Source organism: Gardnerella sp. DNF01189, assembly GCF_049244195.1.
GTDB lineage: Bacteria > Actinomycetota > Actinomycetes > Actinomycetales > Bifidobacteriaceae > Bifidobacterium > Bifidobacterium swidsinskii.
Genome location: NZ_CP058385.1, coordinates 15,145 through 34,376, shown reverse-complemented (window position 1 = coordinate 34,376; position 19,232 = coordinate 15,145). Strand labels below are relative to the sequence as shown.

Annotated in this window: 17 protein-coding genes and 1 tRNA gene; 7 read left to right on the top strand and 11 right to left on the bottom strand. The window is 42.4% G+C overall.

Annotated elements, in window-relative coordinates; all coding sequences use genetic code 11:
* Positions 1-14 precede the first annotated feature (14 nt).
* Genes HXT41_RS00135 through HXT41_RS00125 form a run of 3 tightly spaced genes read right to left on the bottom strand, consistent with a single transcriptional unit; the run spans position 15 to position 3,100 of the window.
* Positions 15-809 (bottom strand): isoprenyl transferase, encoded by a 795-nt coding sequence (locus HXT41_RS00135; RefSeq protein ID WP_004110536.1) that lies wholly within the window; start codon positions 807-809, stop codon positions 15-17.
* 2 nt (positions 810-811) lie between these two features.
* Entirely contained in the window at positions 812-1,558 is a 747-nt protein-coding gene (gene recO / locus HXT41_RS00130; RefSeq protein ID WP_116994863.1) for a DNA repair protein RecO, read from the bottom strand.
* Positions 1,559-1,588: 30 nt separating this feature from the next.
* Positions 1,589-3,100, bottom strand: a complete 1,512-nt coding sequence (locus HXT41_RS00125) for a DivIVA domain-containing protein (RefSeq protein WP_012913947.1) — start codon at positions 3,098-3,100, stop codon at positions 1,589-1,591.
* 118 nt (positions 3,101-3,218) lie between these two features.
* Here HXT41_RS00125 and HXT41_RS00120 point away from each other — a divergent pair.
* A tRNA-Val gene (locus HXT41_RS00120) sits at positions 3,219-3,292 on the top strand.
* Between the two features lie 44 nt (positions 3,293-3,336).
* Here HXT41_RS00120 and HXT41_RS00115 read toward each other — a convergent pair.
* Positions 3,337-4,224: a YlbL family protein gene (locus tag HXT41_RS00115; RefSeq protein WP_102703411.1), complete on the bottom strand. Its 888-nt coding sequence runs from the start codon at positions 4,222-4,224 to the stop codon at positions 3,337-3,339.
* A 260-nt stretch (positions 4,225-4,484) separates the two neighbouring features.
* Here HXT41_RS00115 and HXT41_RS00110 point away from each other — a divergent pair, with 260 nt between their 5' ends.
* On the top strand, positions 4,485-6,224 hold the full coding sequence (locus HXT41_RS00110; RefSeq protein WP_102703410.1) for a zinc-dependent metalloprotease: 1,740 nt from the start codon (positions 4,485-4,487) through the stop codon (positions 6,222-6,224).
* 154 nt (positions 6,225-6,378) lie between these two features.
* Here the strand turns inward: HXT41_RS00110 and HXT41_RS00105 are convergent, their stop codons facing one another.
* Entirely contained in the window at positions 6,379-7,926 is a 1,548-nt protein-coding gene (locus tag HXT41_RS00105; protein WP_421788687.1) for an ATP-dependent helicase, read from the bottom strand.
* Between the two features lie 155 nt (positions 7,927-8,081).
* On the opposite strand from HXT41_RS00105, the gene HXT41_RS00100 reads away from it, so the two are divergent.
* Entirely contained in the window at positions 8,082-9,812 is a 1,731-nt protein-coding gene (locus HXT41_RS00100) for a phosphotransferase (protein ID WP_421788824.1), read from the top strand.
* Between the two features lie 63 nt (positions 9,813-9,875).
* Positions 9,876-10,094, top strand: a complete 219-nt coding sequence (locus HXT41_RS00095; RefSeq protein WP_004105154.1) for a DUF3107 domain-containing protein — start codon at positions 9,876-9,878, stop codon at positions 10,092-10,094.
* Positions 10,095-10,155: 61 nt separating this feature from the next.
* On the opposite strand, the gene HXT41_RS00090 is transcribed toward HXT41_RS00095, so the two are convergent.
* Positions 10,156-11,013 (bottom strand): PHP domain-containing protein, encoded by an 858-nt coding sequence (locus HXT41_RS00090; RefSeq protein WP_102703408.1) that lies wholly within the window; start codon positions 11,011-11,013, stop codon positions 10,156-10,158.
* A gap of 175 nt (positions 11,014-11,188) precedes the next feature.
* On the opposite strand from HXT41_RS00090, the gene HXT41_RS00085 reads away from it, so the two are divergent.
* Positions 11,189-11,839 (top strand): vitamin K epoxide reductase family protein, encoded by a 651-nt coding sequence (locus tag HXT41_RS00085; protein ID WP_004110557.1) that lies wholly within the window; start codon positions 11,189-11,191, stop codon positions 11,837-11,839.
* Positions 11,840-11,879: 40 nt separating this feature from the next.
* Here HXT41_RS00085 and murI read toward each other — a convergent pair whose 3' ends face one another.
* From murI to HXT41_RS00060, 5 genes are all read right to left on the bottom strand, one after another.
* Positions 11,880-12,650, bottom strand: a complete 771-nt coding sequence (murI, locus tag HXT41_RS00080) for a glutamate racemase (RefSeq protein WP_012913941.1) — start codon at positions 12,648-12,650, stop codon at positions 11,880-11,882.
* Between the two features lie 62 nt (positions 12,651-12,712).
* The gene (gene nikE / locus HXT41_RS00075) at positions 12,713-14,374 is read right to left on the bottom strand and encodes a nickel ABC transporter ATP-binding protein NikE (RefSeq protein WP_421788685.1); all 1,662 of its coding nucleotides are present in this window, start codon (positions 14,372-14,374) and stop codon (positions 12,713-12,715) included.
* 6 nt (positions 14,375-14,380) lie between these two features.
* Positions 14,381-16,090, bottom strand: a complete 1,710-nt coding sequence (locus HXT41_RS00070; protein ID WP_421783031.1) for an ABC transporter substrate-binding protein — start codon at positions 16,088-16,090, stop codon at positions 14,381-14,383.
* 173 nt (positions 16,091-16,263) lie between these two features.
* A complete protein-coding gene (locus HXT41_RS00065; protein WP_415685083.1) occupies positions 16,264-17,460 on the bottom strand; it encodes an ABC transporter permease in 1,197 nt (398 codons plus the stop codon).
* Positions 17,457-18,386 carry an ABC transporter permease gene (locus tag HXT41_RS00060; RefSeq protein WP_421788683.1) on the bottom strand — a complete coding sequence of 310 codons (930 nt, stop codon included), beginning with the start codon at positions 18,384-18,386 and terminating at the stop codon, positions 17,457-17,459. Before HXT41_RS00060 ends, HXT41_RS00065 begins: the two co-directional genes overlap by 4 nt.
* A gap of 341 nt (positions 18,387-18,727) precedes the next feature.
* On the opposite strand from HXT41_RS00060, the gene HXT41_RS00055 reads away from it, so the two are divergent.
* A complete protein-coding gene (locus tag HXT41_RS00055; RefSeq protein WP_004110572.1) occupies positions 18,728-19,003 on the top strand; it encodes a BrnT family toxin in 276 nt (91 codons plus the stop codon).
* Positions 18,981-19,184, top strand: a complete 204-nt coding sequence (locus HXT41_RS00050) for a hypothetical protein (protein WP_033888599.1) — start codon at positions 18,981-18,983, stop codon at positions 19,182-19,184. Before HXT41_RS00055 ends, HXT41_RS00050 begins: the two co-directional genes overlap by 23 nt.
* The last annotated feature ends 48 nt before the right edge of the window (positions 19,185-19,232 follow it).

Sequence of the window (19,232 nt, the reverse complement as noted above, 5' to 3'; positions counted from 1 at the left end):
ATCTTAGTGAGATACTAGGCGTTTTTTACGCCACCAAACCTGCGGTCGCGATGCGCATAGCGGTCAATCGACCTCCACAGCACTTCGCGGCCGTAATCCGGGAATAGTTCCGGCACAAAATCAAGTTCCGCGTAGGATGCTTGCCAAGGCAAAAAGTTGCTAGTGCGCTGCTCGCCGGAAGTGCGAATCACCAAATCGCAATCTGGAATATCCGGATTATACAAGTGCTCAGCAATCATTTTTTCACTTACACGATCGCCTTTAATTTTGCCATTTTGAATTTCTTTCGCGATTTGCGCGCAAGCATCCGCAATTTCTGCACGACCGCCGTAATTTATGCAAAAAACAACGTCAATAGTTTTATTATTTTTGGTGATTTCTTGCGCTTTTTCCAACTCGTCAATAACAGACTTCCACAATCTAGGGCGCCTTCCTGCCCAACGAACGCGCACTCCCCATTCGTTCATTTGCGCAACTCTGCGGTGAATAATATCCCTAGAAAATCCCATTAAAAAGCGCACTTCTTGTGGAGATCGCTTCCAATTTTCGGTAGAAAAAGTGTACAAGCTTAAGTAACGAACTCCTGCTTCTATAGCTCCTGCAATAACGTCAAAAACTACCGGTTCTGCAGCTTTGTGACCTTCGGTTCGAATCATTCCGCGCTCTTTTGCCCAGCGTCCGTTTCCGTCCATAATCACACCGACATGACGAGGCACTTTGCCCTTAGGAAAATCTGGTATGTGAGAAGGGTCACTAAAAGGAGCCGCTGGAATATCGAGCGACTTATAATCCACGTTTTCAAAAGCCATACTTACGAATGTAACAACCCCATCGAACGAATAGGTCGCTCAAGATAATATTCAGCCCATTGCTGAACGCATCGCATAGTAGAAGAATCAACCGACACTCCGTCAAGAACAGACCAGTTTCCTTGCGCAAGAGCACACAATTGCAAACGCGTCGAATTAGCACAAACTATTGAATCCGGAGTGTGATCACTTGCACACATCATTCCACCTGCGCAAGGCGAAAAATAGCATAAATCTTCATTTTTCCCACATACAACACAAGCTTGTAGTCGCGGAGACCACCCAGCTAATGACAATGCTCGCAATATATACGACACGCCAATAGCATCAGGAGAATGCTTATGCTTGGACAATGAAAGTAAAGCCGCAGTAAGTAGACGATACTGCCCTAGCGCATCTTGATATTCACGCCTGTATTCATCTGTATATTCGTTAGAAACAAGCAAATCCACAACTTCAAGCATGACGTTTGCATACTCATAGGACGTATAATCTGCACAAATTTCACCAGCATAAGCAGCAATAGAAACAGCCTGCGAGACTACATCCAAAGATTTACCTTGTGCAAGAAGCAAATCAACACGCATAAGCGGCTCAAGACGACCACCAAAACGTGATTTAAGCCTACGAACTCCCTTTGCAACAGCACGAACTTTGCCATGCCGCTTAGTAAGAAGCACAACAATCCTATCCGCTTCACCTAAAGGAAAAGTACGAAGCACAACAGCTTCATCGCGATACAATGGCATAAATCAAACTATATCTTTTTAATAGTTAGATTAATTACGATCGTTATTTTCCGAATCATCGTCGCCTTGAGAAGAGCTACCGAAATTAGTAGATTCATCAATATGACCAATAATTGGGAATGACAAATCTGGAATATCTAAACTCAATGGCTTACTCGGCTGCAAATTAGAAACATGCAACTCCGGAATATTAAGCGAAGAATGCTGCGAGGAATGCTGTGCAGAATCTTGAGGAGCAAATGATGGAATTGATTCATCAGGAGCAGGAGCCGCAACAGGCTTAGGCGCAGATGAATTATTGCGATTACGAGCTGCAGGAGTGAAAGAAGGAGGTAGCACAGAAGATTCAGAAGAGTTTCGCATTACTGTAGCGCTTTGCAAAAGCTCGTCATTGCTATCAGTATCGTTAAGAACATTAGAAGGCTTACTTGCAGCAGCATGAGGTGTAAATATTGCGCGCTCAGACTTATTTAACGCTTCAAACGAATCATTAGAATCTTGATTAGCATAATCTACAGGAGCAAAAATGCTTTGTTTATCATGATTTGGCACGCTAGGTATTGAGCGAGGTGCAATCTTAGACAATCTATCCGCAGTGTCTTCATCATCCACAGCATCCTCAACAGGTTTGAATATTGAAGAAGCAGAAGGTGCAGTGGCAGAAGCGGAAGAAGCTGCAGAAGCAGCACTGAAATCAGATGCAGGCTTTATTGAAGGAGCAAATGATGGAACAGGCTCTTCAGAATGGTTATAAGATTCCGTAGATTCTGAAGATTTAGCAGGCTCTTCAGCTTTAGTTACAGGAATAACAGAAGGAGGAACAGAAGCAGGAACAGAAGCAGGAGCAGAATAAGATTCAGATGCTGCTCGAGAGTATGAGGAACTACTATTATCCGCATCAACATACTGTTCTACACGCTCAAAAGATTCCAAGCTGCTAAGCAAACGCACACAAGCGTTTAAATAATAATCAACTTGACGCTCATCATAACCGTGCTTACCGTTTTTTTGCGTAAAAATCACATTAGAAACATAAGCAGAATCAATATCTTGTAATGTTTCTTTGTCCGTTTCCCACTCAAGCTCATGACCAAGCATAAGAGCAATCTTATCTAATGCTTGATCGACCATAATATCCACTTGTTTACGCGCATAAGACGGGTGATGCGAAGAACCACGATCAAAACGATCGCGATAATCTCTTTGAGCATGTTGCAAAAGTTTACGATAAAGCGCTTCTACACGAGCTTTCCATGCAACTCGTCCGCATTGCGCCAATTCTTGCTCAGTGCACTTATCTACTACCGCACGTTCCAAACGCGATAACGCAGCATCAACTTGACCAATAATGTAACCATTACGCTCCAAGTCAAAAGAAACCTCTTGAATATCTTTCTGCGTAAGTCGAGCTTCATCGCTTTCGTACAAAGTGTGAGCACGCTCTAGAAAAGCATTCACCTGTGCGACGTTATATCCTAACTTACGCTTACCCACACGCTCCATTGCTGAAGCATTACGAGCGGTATCAGGTTTCTGAGCCATCGAATATCGACCTCCTGAGCACATGTTCTTATTCAGTATACTGTACGCGATTGTTACGACGCGCGCCACACGTTGCATTCGTACACACCATCATGTATGTTTTTAATTTGTTGCAAACGGGCGATTAGCTCAGCTGGCTAGAGCGCCACCTTTACACGGTGGATGTCGGGGGTTCGAGTCCCTCATCGCCCACTTTCTGCTCTTTATTTGGTTTCTGCTTTATTTGGTTTATTGTTTTATTTCACATTGCAGCTTGGCAATTTATTTGCACCACGACCAGAACCAATAGCTTTTAACGCTTTGTAAGAATCATCCAATGTTTTTACACTTACAACGCGCAAACCTTGTGGCACATGCCCAACAACTTCATTGCAATTATCGTAAGGCGCTAAGAACCAAGTAGCCCCATCTCTTTTAGCTGCAATCATCTTTAACCGAATACCACCAATTGCACCAATTTTTTGCGATTTTTCAATAGTTCCAGTTCCGGCTATCGTCTTACCACCAGTTTCTTGTTCAGGAGTAAGCTTGTCAAGAATTCCTAGAGTGTACATCATTCCGGCAGACGGTCCACCAATATCTTCAATATGTAAACGAACTTTTACATCTTCTTTTTTAATTCCAAGATGCTTAGACGCGTACTGTAACGCAACATTTTGAGCAAGGCTTTGCGAATCATTCATCTCGTTTGTGGATTCCTTCTCATACTCGTCAGCACTCTGCCCTACTGGCACAATAGCTTCACGAGGCAACAAACTTTTATGAGGATCCATCCACGAAATCAATGAATAAAATGTTGAAACCTCATATCCAGGAACACCAGAAACATTGACAGTAATCAACAATAATTTACCAGTATCATGATTTTCTTTTACTCGAGAACCAGACATATCAATCACAGGAGTATTTGATAGGGATCCTAAAACATCCTGCGTTGGACCAGGCTCTTCTACGACGTATGCACTTGGAAGCGACAACGCAAAAATCGCAACAATTACTGTAAAGAATCCTGCAAAATATCGCAAAGAATGCGAAGTAATGTACAAAACTAAAGCATGAGACAGCGAGCGCAAGGATCTAAAACACGCACGGAATACACTAGCACCTGTAGAAAAGCGAAACATGCTTGTATCATGACACAAGCCCTATATAGTTTTGCTTTAAAATATATTTGCACGCAAGTTATAGCACATAAAACCATATTATCGAGTAGAATATTTGTATTAAAAAATATTTTTATTAAGAAGATGCGCTAAACTCGCATATAAAGACGTGTAAAATACGTATAAATACTTATAAAATACGTACAAATACGTGCAGATACGAAACGTATAAAAATAAAAACTGTAAATTATGCAACACGTGGCACGAGAAGGATACGCTCATGAATGACGATGCAATTCACCAATGGCTCATTGAATGCTTTGGGCCAATACAAGGAGAAGAAGCATGGAAACAACTTGATCAGCTTCCGTTTGAGCTACGCGAACAACTCTTAAATCAGAATCCTGATAAGCTTCCTAAACCAGACGAAGTTCGCGGAATGATGCAAGCTTTTAGTGCAGGCGGTCTTAATAATCCATACGAAATGGAAGCAACACTTGAAGAAGGGCCAATTAATCGCAAGTTAGCGCAATCTATTGCTTTACAGCACGCTAATGGCGATCAAGGAAATGTAAATGCAGACGTAGCAGATGCCACACGAAGAGCTTTAAGCCAAGCGAACTTGTGGCTAGATATAACGTGCAATTTCAATCCTGCTCCTGGAACGCCAGAAGTATTGTCTAGAGCTGATTGGGTAGAAAAAACGCTTGAAGCTTGGGTTAAATTCGCTAATCCTGTTGCAAAATCAGTAAATGAAGCACTCACTTCTGTTATTGAAGAGCGATTCCGAGATGTGGATGATGCTGAAGTAAAAGGATTATTTGCAGGAGTTGTGCCGATTCCGTTGCCTGAAGGAATGAATAATCCAGCGCAACTCATGAAACTGCTTGGAAACACTTCGTTTGCTATGCAACTGGGTCAAGCAGCTGGAGCACTTTCACACGAAGTACACGGCAGTTTTGATCAAGGTCTTGCGCTGTTGCAAAATCCTGCAGGCGGATTAATTCCATACAACTGCATTGAGTATGCAAAAGTGTGGGAGTTGGATATTACAGAAGTCATGAATTATTTGGCTTTGCGAGAAGCTGCACACGCAAGATTATTTGCATCCGTGCCATGGCTTATGCCACGATTTGAAGCACTGATTATTAAGTACGCAAACGGAATAAGTATTGATTTAGAGGCTATGGAAGAACAGCTTCGCGACGTGGAAACAATGAATCCGGAAGCAATTTCAGGAGCTGTTAATTTGCAAAATATTGGCAGCAATGATTCTGAGGAGCAGCGTCAAGCTTTGCACAGTTTGGAAACTTTGCTTGCACTTGTTGAAGGTTGGGTTGATTGCGTTACATGGCAGTCTGGAATGGCTCATATTGTGCACATTGAGCAGTTGCGAGAGATGATGCGTCGCGAGCGAGCTGCAGGAGGACCTGCAGAAGTGACGTTTGAATCGTTACTTGGTTTGCATTTGCGCCCTCGCCGTATGCGCGAGGCATCGCAATTGTGGGAAAAGTTGACTCGCGAGCGCGGTATTGAAGAGCGAGATAGCTTGTGGAGTCATCCAGATTTGTTGCCAACTTTGCCGGAAGCTAGCGAAGTTACGAAAGACGCTAGTAATGAAGGTAAAGCTGGTAACGCAGGTGACGAAGTTACGAAAGAAATCGATGCGGAGGATGCAACGAAAACTGCTGCAAAAAATGCAATAGAAACTCAGTCTAATCAAACTAATGAAGCAACTGAAAAAACTAGCGAAAGTCACGAAAGTGCAGACAGTTACGAAAGTAACAAAAATACTGATAACGCTATCGAAAATGCGCCTATCGAAAAATCTTTTGAAAAATTAACAGAAGACGATTTAGGCACAAATGATTGGGATGCTGAACTTAGCAAGCTTTTGGAAGAGGATGCACGCCAAAAGAAGCAAAACAGCGAAACCGGTAACGAAACTGACGACGAATCCGGTAACGAAGCTGGCAACGAATCCGGCAATTCCGACGAAACTGATGCTGACGGCGAATAAAACTCTTGTAAAACTCCTGATTCAATAACAATCCAGCTGAATAATCGACATCAACGCTCAAAACGGCATAAACTGTGCAACTGTGTAAAGAAAAGGTCGGTCTCAACCAAAAACGACCAAAACTTTACACGAGCGTAAAATTTATGCCGCGAGATTAAGCCAGAAAGCGGCTAGGCACGCGATTCATGCCAGTTCCACTGTCTTTTCTAGAAGCGTAAGAAAGATGCAAAGTCTTTTCTGCGCGAGTTATTGCAACGTACATAAGTCTGCGCTCTTCTTCCAAAGCACTGTCATCAGTCGTAGAGCCAAAAGGAATAAGCCCTTCAGAGCAGCCAATTACGTAAACATGCGCAAACTCTAAACCTTTAACAGCATGAATAGTTGAAACAGTAACAGTTGAAATATTAGAAGATGCAAAAATGTCAGAAGTACCTTGAGAACCGTAGCTTTGCGCATCCTCTAAAACATTTCGCTGCCACCCCACGTCTTTTCTCACGCGATACGGAAGTTTTGCTGCTTTTAACGCTTTACAAACTACTTGCTGTTGAGCATTGGTTCTCGTTAGTATTGCGCACTCCCCAAGATGCGCAACGCCGCTTTTTACAAGTTTTGCAATTTGCTCAACTACACCCAAAGCTTCTTCAACATCGGTTGCAAAAACTTGCTGGCTAACACGAACGCCGCCTTTTGTTGCCGCCTTAACTTTTACGTAATCCTTTTTATGCGCAGAAGCCGCAAGCACTCTATTAGCAAGACCTACTATGCGTTCTGTGGAGCGGTAGTCGGTATTCAAACTAATATCTGCTCCAAGAGGAGCAAATTCTTGCGGAAATGAAAGCAAATAGTAACTATTCGCACCTGCAAACGAGTAGATTGTTTGCGCAGGATCGCCCACTACGCAAATATCGCGGTTCTGCCCCATCCATAATCGCAACAATTCGTGCTGTAAAGGAGACACATCCTGATATTCGTCAACTGTGATCCATCCGATTGATTGCTTAATACGGTTTGCAGCTTCCGGAAAATTTCGTAAAATATGGCAGCAAAGTAGAAGAATATCGTTAAAATCGATGCAATTATGCGCATTTTTTTCGGTTTCGTAAGCTTCATATATATCGACAAATTGCTGCGGCTCTAAACCTGCAGGAGACAAACGGTGCGTAGAAGCGCACACACGCAAGTAATCGTCAGGCGCAATAAGCGAAACTTTCGCCCAATTAATTTCTGCCAAAATATCGCGAGTTTGCAACAAAGTCATATCCGCAAAATCCGGATAACGCTTAAGCGCAGAAGCTATGATTTGCTGAGAATCATTCATAATTGATGGAAATTGTGCTGAACAGACGTCGTTCCACACGCTGCGAATGTGTTGCAAAGCCGCAGAATGAAATGTTGAGACGCATCCAACATTACTTACACCAAGAGCCTCAATACGCGATCTCATTTCCGCAGCTGCTTTTACAGAAAAAGTAACTGCCAAAACTCTTTCAGGATCCCACTTACCAGTAGCGCAAGCATACGCAATTCTGCGCGTAATAGTGCGCGTTTTACCAGCTCCTGCACAAGCTATAATGCGCACTGGCCCTTCTAGTGCGGTAGCAGCTTCGCGTTGCGAATTATCCAACCCGTCTAAAAGTGCTTCTGGAGAAGTCACTTGAGAAGTTTTAGAAGTCACTTGCGAAGGTTCTGGTGAAGAATTCATAATTCTATTGTTGCAGCAATAACAACACTTACGCAACAAGAATAAAAATATGTGTATAACTTACAAAAAATTGGCAAAATTTCGGTGCTTTGTATTACTGTGGGAGTGTGACACAACTCAGTAGATTCAAGTTGGCAGCACTGGCATCTGCAGCCATGCCCGAAGTACAGTTTGCAGGAACGCGCCAAAGTGAGCAAGTTAATGCCACTGATACCGCGGCTGGAATTTCTCACGCCGTTGTGCAAGATATTTCCGGTAAGCTTTACGACGTTTTTATCAGTGCGGATAGTAAAGGTCGCAAGCGTTTGCATGACCGGGCTCGTGCAGCATGGACTCTTGAGCACAGTAAAGATTTGGCAGCTTTGGGATTCGCTTACGACACTATGCTCACGTTTATGCCAGGAAAACGCGAAGATGCTAATAATAACGCTGGAAATGTTGCAAATAATGTAACCGATGAAAATTCTACAGTTGTTGGCACTCAGCAATACACACAACAGCAATCTACACAACAGCAATCTATACGAATGTCAAGCATTATTGCCAACAACAACGATGAAGACACTGTGCTTATTTGCGAACATCTTGAAGGTAGCGCTCGCGACTTGCGTCTTCTTACTACTGACGATTGCGCAAATGTTGGAACTGCAATCGGCGCTATTCATCGCCTGCGCCCTACTTTCGTAACGCGCGGAAAATACTCTGCTTTTACTACTGGTCAAATTCGCGCACAGTTAACCGGTTGGATTAAAAGACTTCGTCAAGCCGGTCATATTCCAACCGAAATTACTGACAGTTGGTCAAGAGTGTTGGAAACTGAAGGATTGTGGTCATTTGAAACTTGCCCAGTACACGGCGGTTTTATGGATGGCGACATTTTGTTTGCTGGCTCAACAATTACTGCTGTGACAAATTGGCAAAGAATGCAAATTAACGATCCTGCGCGCGATTTGGCTTGGATTTTTGCAAAACTTAACGAGCAGCGCCGAAACGCAGTGCTTTCTGCATACGGTAGAATTATGGGTTCTCGTTTAGATAGTTTGATTATGCTTCGCGCAAACTTGTGGCTGCAAATGGAACAAGTTGGCGATTTTGTTCAAGCTTTGCAACGTGCAGATAACACTAGTATTATGCGTTTTAAGGCTCAAGTTGAGCGTTTAGCGCACGAGCTTAGTCGTATTAGCAATGCACAAACTGCTAAAACTGGTCGTGCTGCAGGAAATCCCGTCTCGACTATTACAGTTGGAACGCTTCTTGAAAATGACAATACGCAAAGTCGCCAAATTTCTAAGAATAATTCTACTGAAAACCAACTAAACACTGGAAATAGCGACGAAACTCATGAGCGAGACATTACTTCAGAAAGAAATACTGAATTAAATAACACTCAAGACGAGACTTACGATAGCAACAAAACTATAAGCGACGATACTCATGAGCGCAAAGTTCAATATGCTGGCACACACGCAGCTAACGCTGAGGAGGCTGAAAAAGCAGCACAACTCGCTGACGACACAGCAACTCAAGTAATTACTCATGTAAAAACTCAAACAGTACACGAAACCGCAGAAACTATTATGCAAACTGCAATGAGTAAATCTGCTGATAGCAATGCTAGTGCTGAGCATGAAAACGTTGGTAACGCTGGTAGCAATGAGGAAGCTAAGGACGCCAAGAACAACAATGATTCTGAGGTTAAGGATGAAGTTATAGTTGAGCGTGACAGTAAGGTTGATAGCACAAACGAGACTTCTTCGGACTCAAAACTTTCTGAAGATACAGAAAGAAATACGCAAAAAAATGACGATAAACCAGAAACCGTAATCATCCCTCTGCTAGAGCGTGAAGAACGAGCAATGCGCGACGCACAAGCAGACTTAGACTAAGATAAATAAAATACTAAATACTAATTAAAACGATAAATAGCGTAAAAAGCAAAAGGAGCATGTATGCGAGTTGTTTTAGGAGTAAAAAACGTTTCTGATTCCATCGATTTTGAAACCAACCAAAGTGCAGAAGAAGTGCGCAAAGTGATTAACGATTCCAAGGATATGCTTGAGTTTACGGACGTAAATGGGCGCACTATTATGGTCTCAGCTTCGTCGCTGTCTTACGCGCTCATCGGCGATACGCCAAAGCATTCAGTGGGCTTCGGCGCGCTCAACTAAAATAACGAAATTCCGCTAAGAGCGGCAGAAACTTTACAGCAACATAAATAAATAAATAGTTTTAGAGCTTATAGCCGCGCAAGAGTATTTCCGATACTACTTCGCGGCTTGTTGTTTCTTCGCCCAAACGATTTGGCTTACCGTAGCCATGCCAATCCGAGCCGCCCGTCACAAGCAAATCGCACTTACTCGCTAAAGAAAGCAGTCTTTCACGTTGCGCTTTAGAATTTCCGCGATGATACACTTCTAAACCGTCAAGACCAGCTTTAGCAAACGATATAATTTGATTATCCGAAAGAAGCACGCGGTTACGCGTAGGGTCGGCAGGATGCGCAATAACAACAACTCCCCCAGCATCTTTAACAGCCTCAATAACTTCACGAACATTTGGAGAAGGAGTTGGTATATAGTACGGGCTGCACGGAGAGATAGGCCCAGCAAAAGCTTCAGAACGCGTTTTATACACGCCAGCTTTTACTAAAGCATCAGCGATATGCGGCCGCCCGATTGTAGTTAAGTCGCCGAGCTTCGCTTGAGCCAAAACGTCATTCCAAGTAATTGGAAAATCGCGCGACATACATTCAACCATACGCTTTGTGCGATCAAAACGACGCTTCCTAGTAAGCTCAAACATGCTCACAATCATGCTATTTTTCGGATTGTACTGGTATGCGAGCATGTGCACAAACACGCCTGAGTCTTGCGCAGTAATCTCCGAACCAAATAATACTGGCATATTCGAAGCTTTAGCAGCCTCTTGAAAATCATGCCATCCTGCAGTTGTGTCGTGATCAGTAATAGCAACACCTTGCAAACCAACGATTTTAGCTTGCGTAATTAAATCTTCTGGAGTTGCAGTACCGTCTGAATAAACAGTATGACAGTGCAAATCCCAGCGTTCGCGCGCAAAACTCATCATGCTGGAGTTGCTATCGCTAGCATGATTTGATGCTTCACGTTGGTTGTTGCTTATTGCGGTCATATAATCATCGTAAACTGTGCCATGTAACGAGAAATGAATATGCATACATAATTATTTGCTATTATTTATTATTATTCACATCATTCGCAATTAGTAACTTTTAGGAGCAGCAATGAAGCAAACTGACGCCGCTAAAGAAAACTATGAAACAACACTTAGCGGATGGAGGCACTCTGCAGCATGGACGTATGGCATTATGCTATTTTTCTCTGCAGTAGCACTCGTAACTTCGCTTATACTTTCTGCTGAAACCCTTGCTTTAGCGCGCGCACCTAAAAAACTGCTCAGCTGCGATTTTAACAGCGTTGTGTCCTGCTCTAGAGTTGCACAAACTTGGCAGGCAGAAATTGTGAAATTTGGCGAATTAAGCTTCCCAAACGCATTCTTTGGAATTGCTGCAGAAAGCGTATTCGTAACGCTCGCAGTTATTGGAATGATTCGCGTACGCGTGCCGCGATGGTTCGCAATCTGCACTTGGCTTGGTGGGTTATGCGCTCTTGTCTATGCTTACTGGCTGTTTTCGCAATCTATGTTCGTAATTCACGCGTTGTGCCCGTGGTGCATTGTGCTTATGTTCTCCACAACAATGCAATTTATATCTTTGACTCACGCAAGCGTAAGTTCGCAAAAGTTGCTTGTTAAGCGTTTTAGCTTGGTTGAAAGCTATTACCGTTTGCGATACGACTTGCTCATAGACGTGCTTTGGGTTGCGGCATTGCTTACTTTGATTTTGTGCCAATATTCTAAAGTATTTTTTGGCTGAATAAGAGCGATTTTTAACGCAAAATCTTAACGCAAGTCTTTCAGCACAAGCTCTTCGCAAGTTGCTGCATGCGCAAGCTTGTATCCGAATTAGTAAGAGTTATGCTGCCTTCTTGAGAATCGCTTGCAAGCTCATTATTAAGTTCCAATATTTTGCGCAAATGATTAATAGTTCCTTCGTTGCCGTCAACAATATTCGTGCGCGCAGGCAAAAACTCGCGGAAATAATCCCTATAAAACACAAAATGAGTGCAGCCCAGCACAACCGAATCGATACTGTCTAAATCATACTCGTCGAAATACTTGTGAAGAGCAGCAAAAACTACATCACGATTATTAAGCTCCCCACGCTCAACAATACGCACTAAATCAGGACAAGGCTGCGAAAAAATCGTGTTATTTTGCGAAAAACGTTGCAGCAAATCCGCAAACTTGCGCTCGCGAAGAGTAAGCGGAGTTGCAGCTACGATTACGCGCTGAGGCTCACCTTTACCTAAATCACAAGCTAATTTAAGCGCCGGCTCCATACCTATGATAGGTATATTGTAATGCGCGCGCAAATCGTTCACAGCTGCGGAAGTGGCAGTATTACAAGCAATTACAACAGCTTTTACATTTAAACGAACAAAATGCTCGACGATTGCAAAGCTTAACTTTTTAACTTCTTCAGGCGTTTTAATGCCGTATGGCGCGTTTGCAGAGTCGCCGAAATAAATAATTCGCTCATGCGGCAGAGCAGCATGCAACTGACGAGCCACGGAAATGCCTCCAAGCCCAGAATCAAAAACGCCAATTGCTGCCGACGATGCCATAAACTACCTCCTAAAAACGCTTACTATCGTAATGGCGAGTGTCAACATACTAGGAAAACATACTACGAAATATATTGAACGCTGCCATTTCTAATTATGGCAACTTCGCTAGCAACTTCTTGCACAACGCCAACATCATGAGTAATAAACAAGCATGCGTAACGGTATTTTTGTTGCAAATCATGCAATAAGTTAAGTACACAACGTTGCACTGTTACGTCAAGCGCAGAAGTTGGCTCATCCACAATAAGCAGAGAAGGCTGCAAAATCAACGCTCGCGCAATACCTACGCGCTGTCTTTGACCTCCGGAAAGCTCGTGAGGAAAACGGCTTGCGAATTCAACTGGCAGTTGTACTTGATTAAGCATTTCTTCAACGCGCTCTAAACGCTCATTGGCATCAAGATTCGTGTGTAAAAGTAATGGTTCTGCAATACTCCAGCCAATGGTTTTACGCGGATTTAGTGCGGAACCTGAATCTTGAAAAACGTATCCAATTCGCGATAATGCTTGGCGGTGAGCTTTATTGTTTAATCTGTTTAAGTTTTCTCCATTAAGTAGCACTAATCCTGAATTTGGTTTGATTTGCCCAGAAATAAGCTTTGCAATAGTGGTTTTCCCAGCTCCAGACTCCCCGACTAAAGCTAGTGTAGAGCCAGAGTTAATGCGCAAGTTTGCATTAGCGAGAGCAAGCTTATTTGAATTTTTGCTAAAACGAGCATGCGAATACTTCACACTTACGCCTTGAACTTCAACTACTGGAAATTCAGATCCTGGAGATTCAGAAATATTCTTAGCAATATTCTTAGCAATTGCTTTTGCTACTTCTTCTATACTTTCATAAGAATCACCACTTGAAGCATATTGCATATCAAATTTAGGAACAGAATCTAGCAAAGTGCGCGTATATTCGTGCTTAGGATTCGCAAAAATATGCTGAACTTCGCCAGATTCCACAATATTCCCGCCTTGCATTACATACATTTCATCTGCGAGCGCACGCACAACACTCATATCGTGCGTAATAATTAATACAGCAAGCTGTAATTTCTCCGACAAATTACGTATAAGACGTAAAATATCTCGTTGCGTGGTGATGTCGAGTGCTGTTGTAGGCTCATCTGCAATCAAAACTTGTGGACGATTTATTAAAGCCATAGCAATCATCGCACGCTGGAGTTGGCCGCCAGAAAGCTCATGCGGATAAGAACGATACACACGCTCAGCATCACTCAACTCAACCTCGAGAAGCTGCGAAATCACACGCTTCTTACGCTCTCTTTGGCTAAGCTTTCCTGCTTTTTCAGGATGATATATTAGCGTTTCTTCTATTTGCTTGCCAATTGTTTTCACAGGATTAAACGCACTGGACGGCTCCTGAAAAATCATGCCAATCATGCCACCGCGAATATGCTCATAAGAGGCATCTTCGCTAAGCAAATTTATAAAAGATTCGTTAGCATCCGAAGCGTTAAGAAGCGCCGCATTCCCTTCAACACGCGCATTATTATCGAGCAATCCCATAAGAGCCAGCGCAGTAAGTGACTTTCCAGAACCGGACTCGCCTACTAACGCAGAAACCATTCCATCACGCAATCGCATAGAAACATTGCGTGTAATTTGCCTACCGTCAATCGAAACTGACAAATCTTCAACGCTTATAACAATTCTTTTACGCGCATCCAAATCTTTATTATCCAAAGCTTGCGCATCCAAATTCGTCATCTTCAATCACCTATTCAAAGACACAGCTGCATAATTAGGGTAAGCAGGAAAACTTCCGATGTAGAAATTCTCAACACCGCTTCCATGAATAAACGTATTATGCGAGTAAATAAGCGGAACAACAGGAGAATCTTCCATAATAGCGTGATCCGCCTTTTGCCACAGTTTATGAGCCGAATTCTCGTCAACAGTTTGCACAGCTTCGCGAATTAAAGCATCTACTTTAGGATTCGAATAACGAGAAATATTCCAGTTACCGCCGCCAATTTGCGAAGAATCAAAAAGCGGTCCCAAATTCGCAAAAGCAGAAGGAAAATCAGGCTGCCACGAAGCCAAAGCCAAATCGTAATCTCCGGAATTTGACGTAATTGCATCCGTAAAGTTTACTGCGTCAACAGTTTTAATCGTCACTTTAATACCAGCTCGCTTTAAACTTGATTGCACAGAAGATGCCACTTGCGTTTGATCCGGACGAGCAATCAGAATCAACTTAATATCGGTTTTACCTGATTTTTTCAACAGTTGTTTAGCTTTCTCAACGTTCCCTCGAGGATCTTCAGAATACAAATTAAACTGCTTTCGACCAGAAATACCAGGCGTAATAAGCGTAGTAGCAAAACCTCCAGCAATTTCGCCGCCCTTCGCAGTTCGATACGACTGCTTATCAACAGCATACTGAATCGCTTTTCGAATATTGATATCCGTTATTCTGCGCGTATTCATAGCCAAATATTCAAGAGCACCATCACTACTAGTAGTTAGCAACTTGCGAGATTGAGGATGCGCTTGAGCTTGTGCAAGCTGAGCAGGCGGCACAAAATCAGCCAAAAATGCGGCTTTTGTATCCGTATTTCCTTGAATCATAGACTGAGCTGAAACAGTAGTGTCTGAACCAAGTTTCCACACAATTTCATCTGCAGAAGCTGTGCGAGTACTGTCAAGCTTGGAATCCCAATACTTATTGCGTTGCATTACAACTTGCTTTCCAACTTCGTTCTGCACAATCCTGTATGGTCCTGAAGATTTCGGCCTTTTACTATATATCTGAGCATCGCCTGAACTAGTTGGAACTGGCACAAATGCAGCCAAAGATGTCACCCACGGCCAATCTGCAAAAGGTGCTTTCAAATGGAAAATAATCGTTTGATTATCTGGAGTTTCAATCGAATCAAGCGACTTTCCGTCGAATGGTCCTCTATAGTTTTCAGCTCCAACAAGAAGAGTTTTGTGATATCCAAAACCACCGCTTAACGAATCTGCAAACGAGCGCTCAATACCAAATTTAATATCGTGCGAAGTGATTTCGGTTCCATCTTCATACTTAACACCCTTTTTAAGAGTGTATTTCCAAGTTTTTCCGCCGTCACTTGTTGTGCCAGTATCCGTTGCCAAATCTGGAACTACGCGCGTTTGCTCGCTTGAATCCGGACTTACTTTCCACGTAGTAAGTGCGCGGAAGATGAAATTATTTGACGTAATTGGCAAACCCTGACTGCGCGCTGGATCGAAATTCATATTCGTATTTGACGTAAATATTGTAAAAGTTCCGCCTTTTTTAGGATTAGAATTTAGCACGGAAGTGTTCGTAATACTGGTTTTCCCAGAGTTGTAATTTGTGCAAGCTGAAAGCGAAAGTAGTGAAATTGTAAGTAGTGAAAAAGCTGCTGTTGAAGCAAGAATTTTCTTTGAAGCCGTATTATTTTTGAAAATGAACATAATAATCCCCTTATTTCTTTAATCTTTTCTATTTAAAATTTAATTCTTTAAAACTCGCGCATAAGCTATTTAACATTTTTGAACTTGAGAAAAAGTGAGCGAGCTGACACGAGCAGCATCAAGCAAACGCAAGCGCTTAGTCCTCGCCCACTAACAATTTCACTCGAAAGGCACTAACAGACTGCGGCACGAGGATCGATGAAACGATAACAGATGTCAACAATAAGATTCGCAACAATCACAAGCGCAGCCGCAAAAAGCGTCACACCAACCAGCACTTGCAAATCAAGATTTTTAACAGAATCAAGAAGTAGCGAACCCAAACCTTGCATAGAGAAAACTCTCTCAGTAATCACAGCACCGCCAAGCAAACCGCCTAGATCCAAGCCAAACATTGTTAGCACAGGAAGCATTACGTTAGGCAGAGCGTGACGAGTTATAACTTTCGTTCGCGGCATACCCTTAGCCAAGGCAGTGCGCATATAATCCTGTTGCAACTCGTCAAGCATATGAGCACGAGTAAGTCGCGTATAATAAGCAGCGTTAAGAAGCGCCAAAACAATCCACGGAAGTAGCAAATGCTGCAGCCAACCTAAAGGATCATCCGAAAAATTCACATAACCGCCTGTAGGGAAAATTGGCAGATATACTGCAAAAGCAAGTATTGCAAGCATACCAATCAGGTAAGCAGGAGACGAAATCCCCACTGAAGAAAGCGCTCTAAATGCACGATCAAAAAGCGATCCTTCTTTAGAAGCAGAAATCACTCCGGTTACTACACCAATAATTACCCAAAGTAATGCAGCGCCAATCGCCAAAGAAGCTGTCACAGCAAAACGGCTCATAATAAGATCTGTGACTGGTTCGTTAAGCGTGAAGGACCAGCCTAAGCATGGAGACGAGCAGATAATTGCGGCACCAGCGGCTGAAATTCCTGAGGATGCAGAATTAGTTCCAAATTCTCGTCCAAAAAATATCCCACGAATATAGTTTCCAAGCTGCTCATACCACGGCGCGTCCGTGCCCATAAATGCGGAAACTCGAGCCAAACGCTCAGGAGTGCACGGCTTTCCGCAAGCTAGTTGCGCAGGATTCGCTGGGAGCATAAAGAAAATAAGGAATAATACAACTGCAATCAGTGTTAAAACAAGTACCGCGCTTGCTGAACGCTTTATTAAAAACGTAAGAAAATCTACGGTTTTGCTAATAATTCGCGGGTTTTTTGCGGATTCATTATTGCTGTTATTACTAATATTTTGTTGCATATTTTTCTTCTGCGTATTATTTACATTCTGCTTATTGCTGATATTTTTCGTACTGCTATTACTATTTTTTGTATCGCTATTACTAATATTTTCCTTATATCTCATGCCGTCGCCGCCTTTTTAGCGCGAGGCTGAAGAGCACTGGCCAAACCGTCACCAACAAGATTAAAACCGAAAGTTAGCAAGAACAGTGCAGTTCCAGGGAAAAGTAAATACCATGGGTCAACTAAAACCCACTGCACAGCTTCCGCAATAGCGCGACCCCACGAAGGCGAAGGTGGATTCATACCAACGCCAAGGAAAGACAACGCAGCTTCAGCTCCAATTCGTCCAGGAATAAGGAACGTTACATTCACAAGCAACAACGGCATCATATTTGGCATTATTTGTTCACGAAGAACATGCCACGTACCGGCTCCCATTACGCGAGATGCAACTGCAAAATTGCGAGATTTAAGCGTAAGAGTTTGAGCGCGAACTAAACGCGCAATACTTGGCCAACCAAAAAATCCTAAAACAAGTATTAGTAGAAGCGGACGCGGAAAATCTTGCGGCACAACAGCAGACAAAGCAATCGCAAAAATCAGGAACGGGAAACCGAAGAACACGTCCATTGTGCGCGAAAGCAAAGCATCTGCAAAACCACTGAAATACCCTGCAATCATGCCGATTACGATGCCAAGAAATAGCGATATTATGGTAGAAGCGACGCCAATTCCAAGAGATACGCGCGCGCCATGAGCCACAATTGCAAAAATATCAAGACCACGAAGTGGCGTAAGACCAAACCAATGCTGGAAATTAATGCCACCAAAACCTGTTGGAACAGAATTAAAATCTAAATATTCTGGATGCTCATCATAAGGATTATTGCCAGTGATTGCAGTAAAAGCATCGGCAAAAATTGCCAAAATCACAAAAATTGCAATAATTATACTTCCGATAATAATGCCAGAATTATTTCCAGCAGGAACGGTGACACTAGATGAATCACGCTTATAGCGTGAACGAAATACACCGACCCTTCTCATCTTTACTCATTTCGTCACCTGCACTTTCTTTTTGAATATCATGCAATATAAATTAACGCAAAACACAAATCGAGTAAAAATTTGTATTGTTGTCTTATCGACACTATAGGAACCCATAGAAAACGGGGTGTCACATTGCTCTTGCTTGAAGCTGCATTGTGCGCTTCAAGCAAGCTCAATGCGGTAGCGCTTGCTTCTATAAATAGCCTTTAACCACAATGCGTAAAAAAATCTAGGAAAGCCGACTTAAAGCATTTACGATACTTAATACAAAACAACAATCATTAAAAATAGTTTCAATTGATGCTATTTTACGTTAAAATAGACGATAGAAGGTGAGTATGAATTTTGAGTACGATCCTGCAAAGAGCTTAAAAAATTTAGCTAAACATGGTATCAGTTTCAAAAAAGCTCAAATACTTTGGAATAATGAAATAACTGAAATCAAATCCAAAAATTCAGGCAATGATGACTCTCGCTACTTAGTTTTTGGAAAGATAGACAGCAAACATTGGACTGCAGTAATAACAAAAAGAAATAATCGAATTCGTATTATTTCTGTAAGAAGATCACGAAAGAAGGAGGAACAATATTATGAAAAACACCACAAAAAGTAAAGAGATAAGCGGAAAAGAAATTGATAGAAAATTCGATAACGGCGAAGACGTACTTGAGTACTTTGATTTGGAGCATCCAATTATAGAGAACCACTCGAACGAACAAAAGCACGTCACTTTTATTATGCCTGGATGGATATTGAGAATAATGAAATTCTTTAGAGTAGCTACAACACGGTAGTCAAATAAAACTAGAAGTAAAACAAAACGTGCCGACGTATTGAAATAC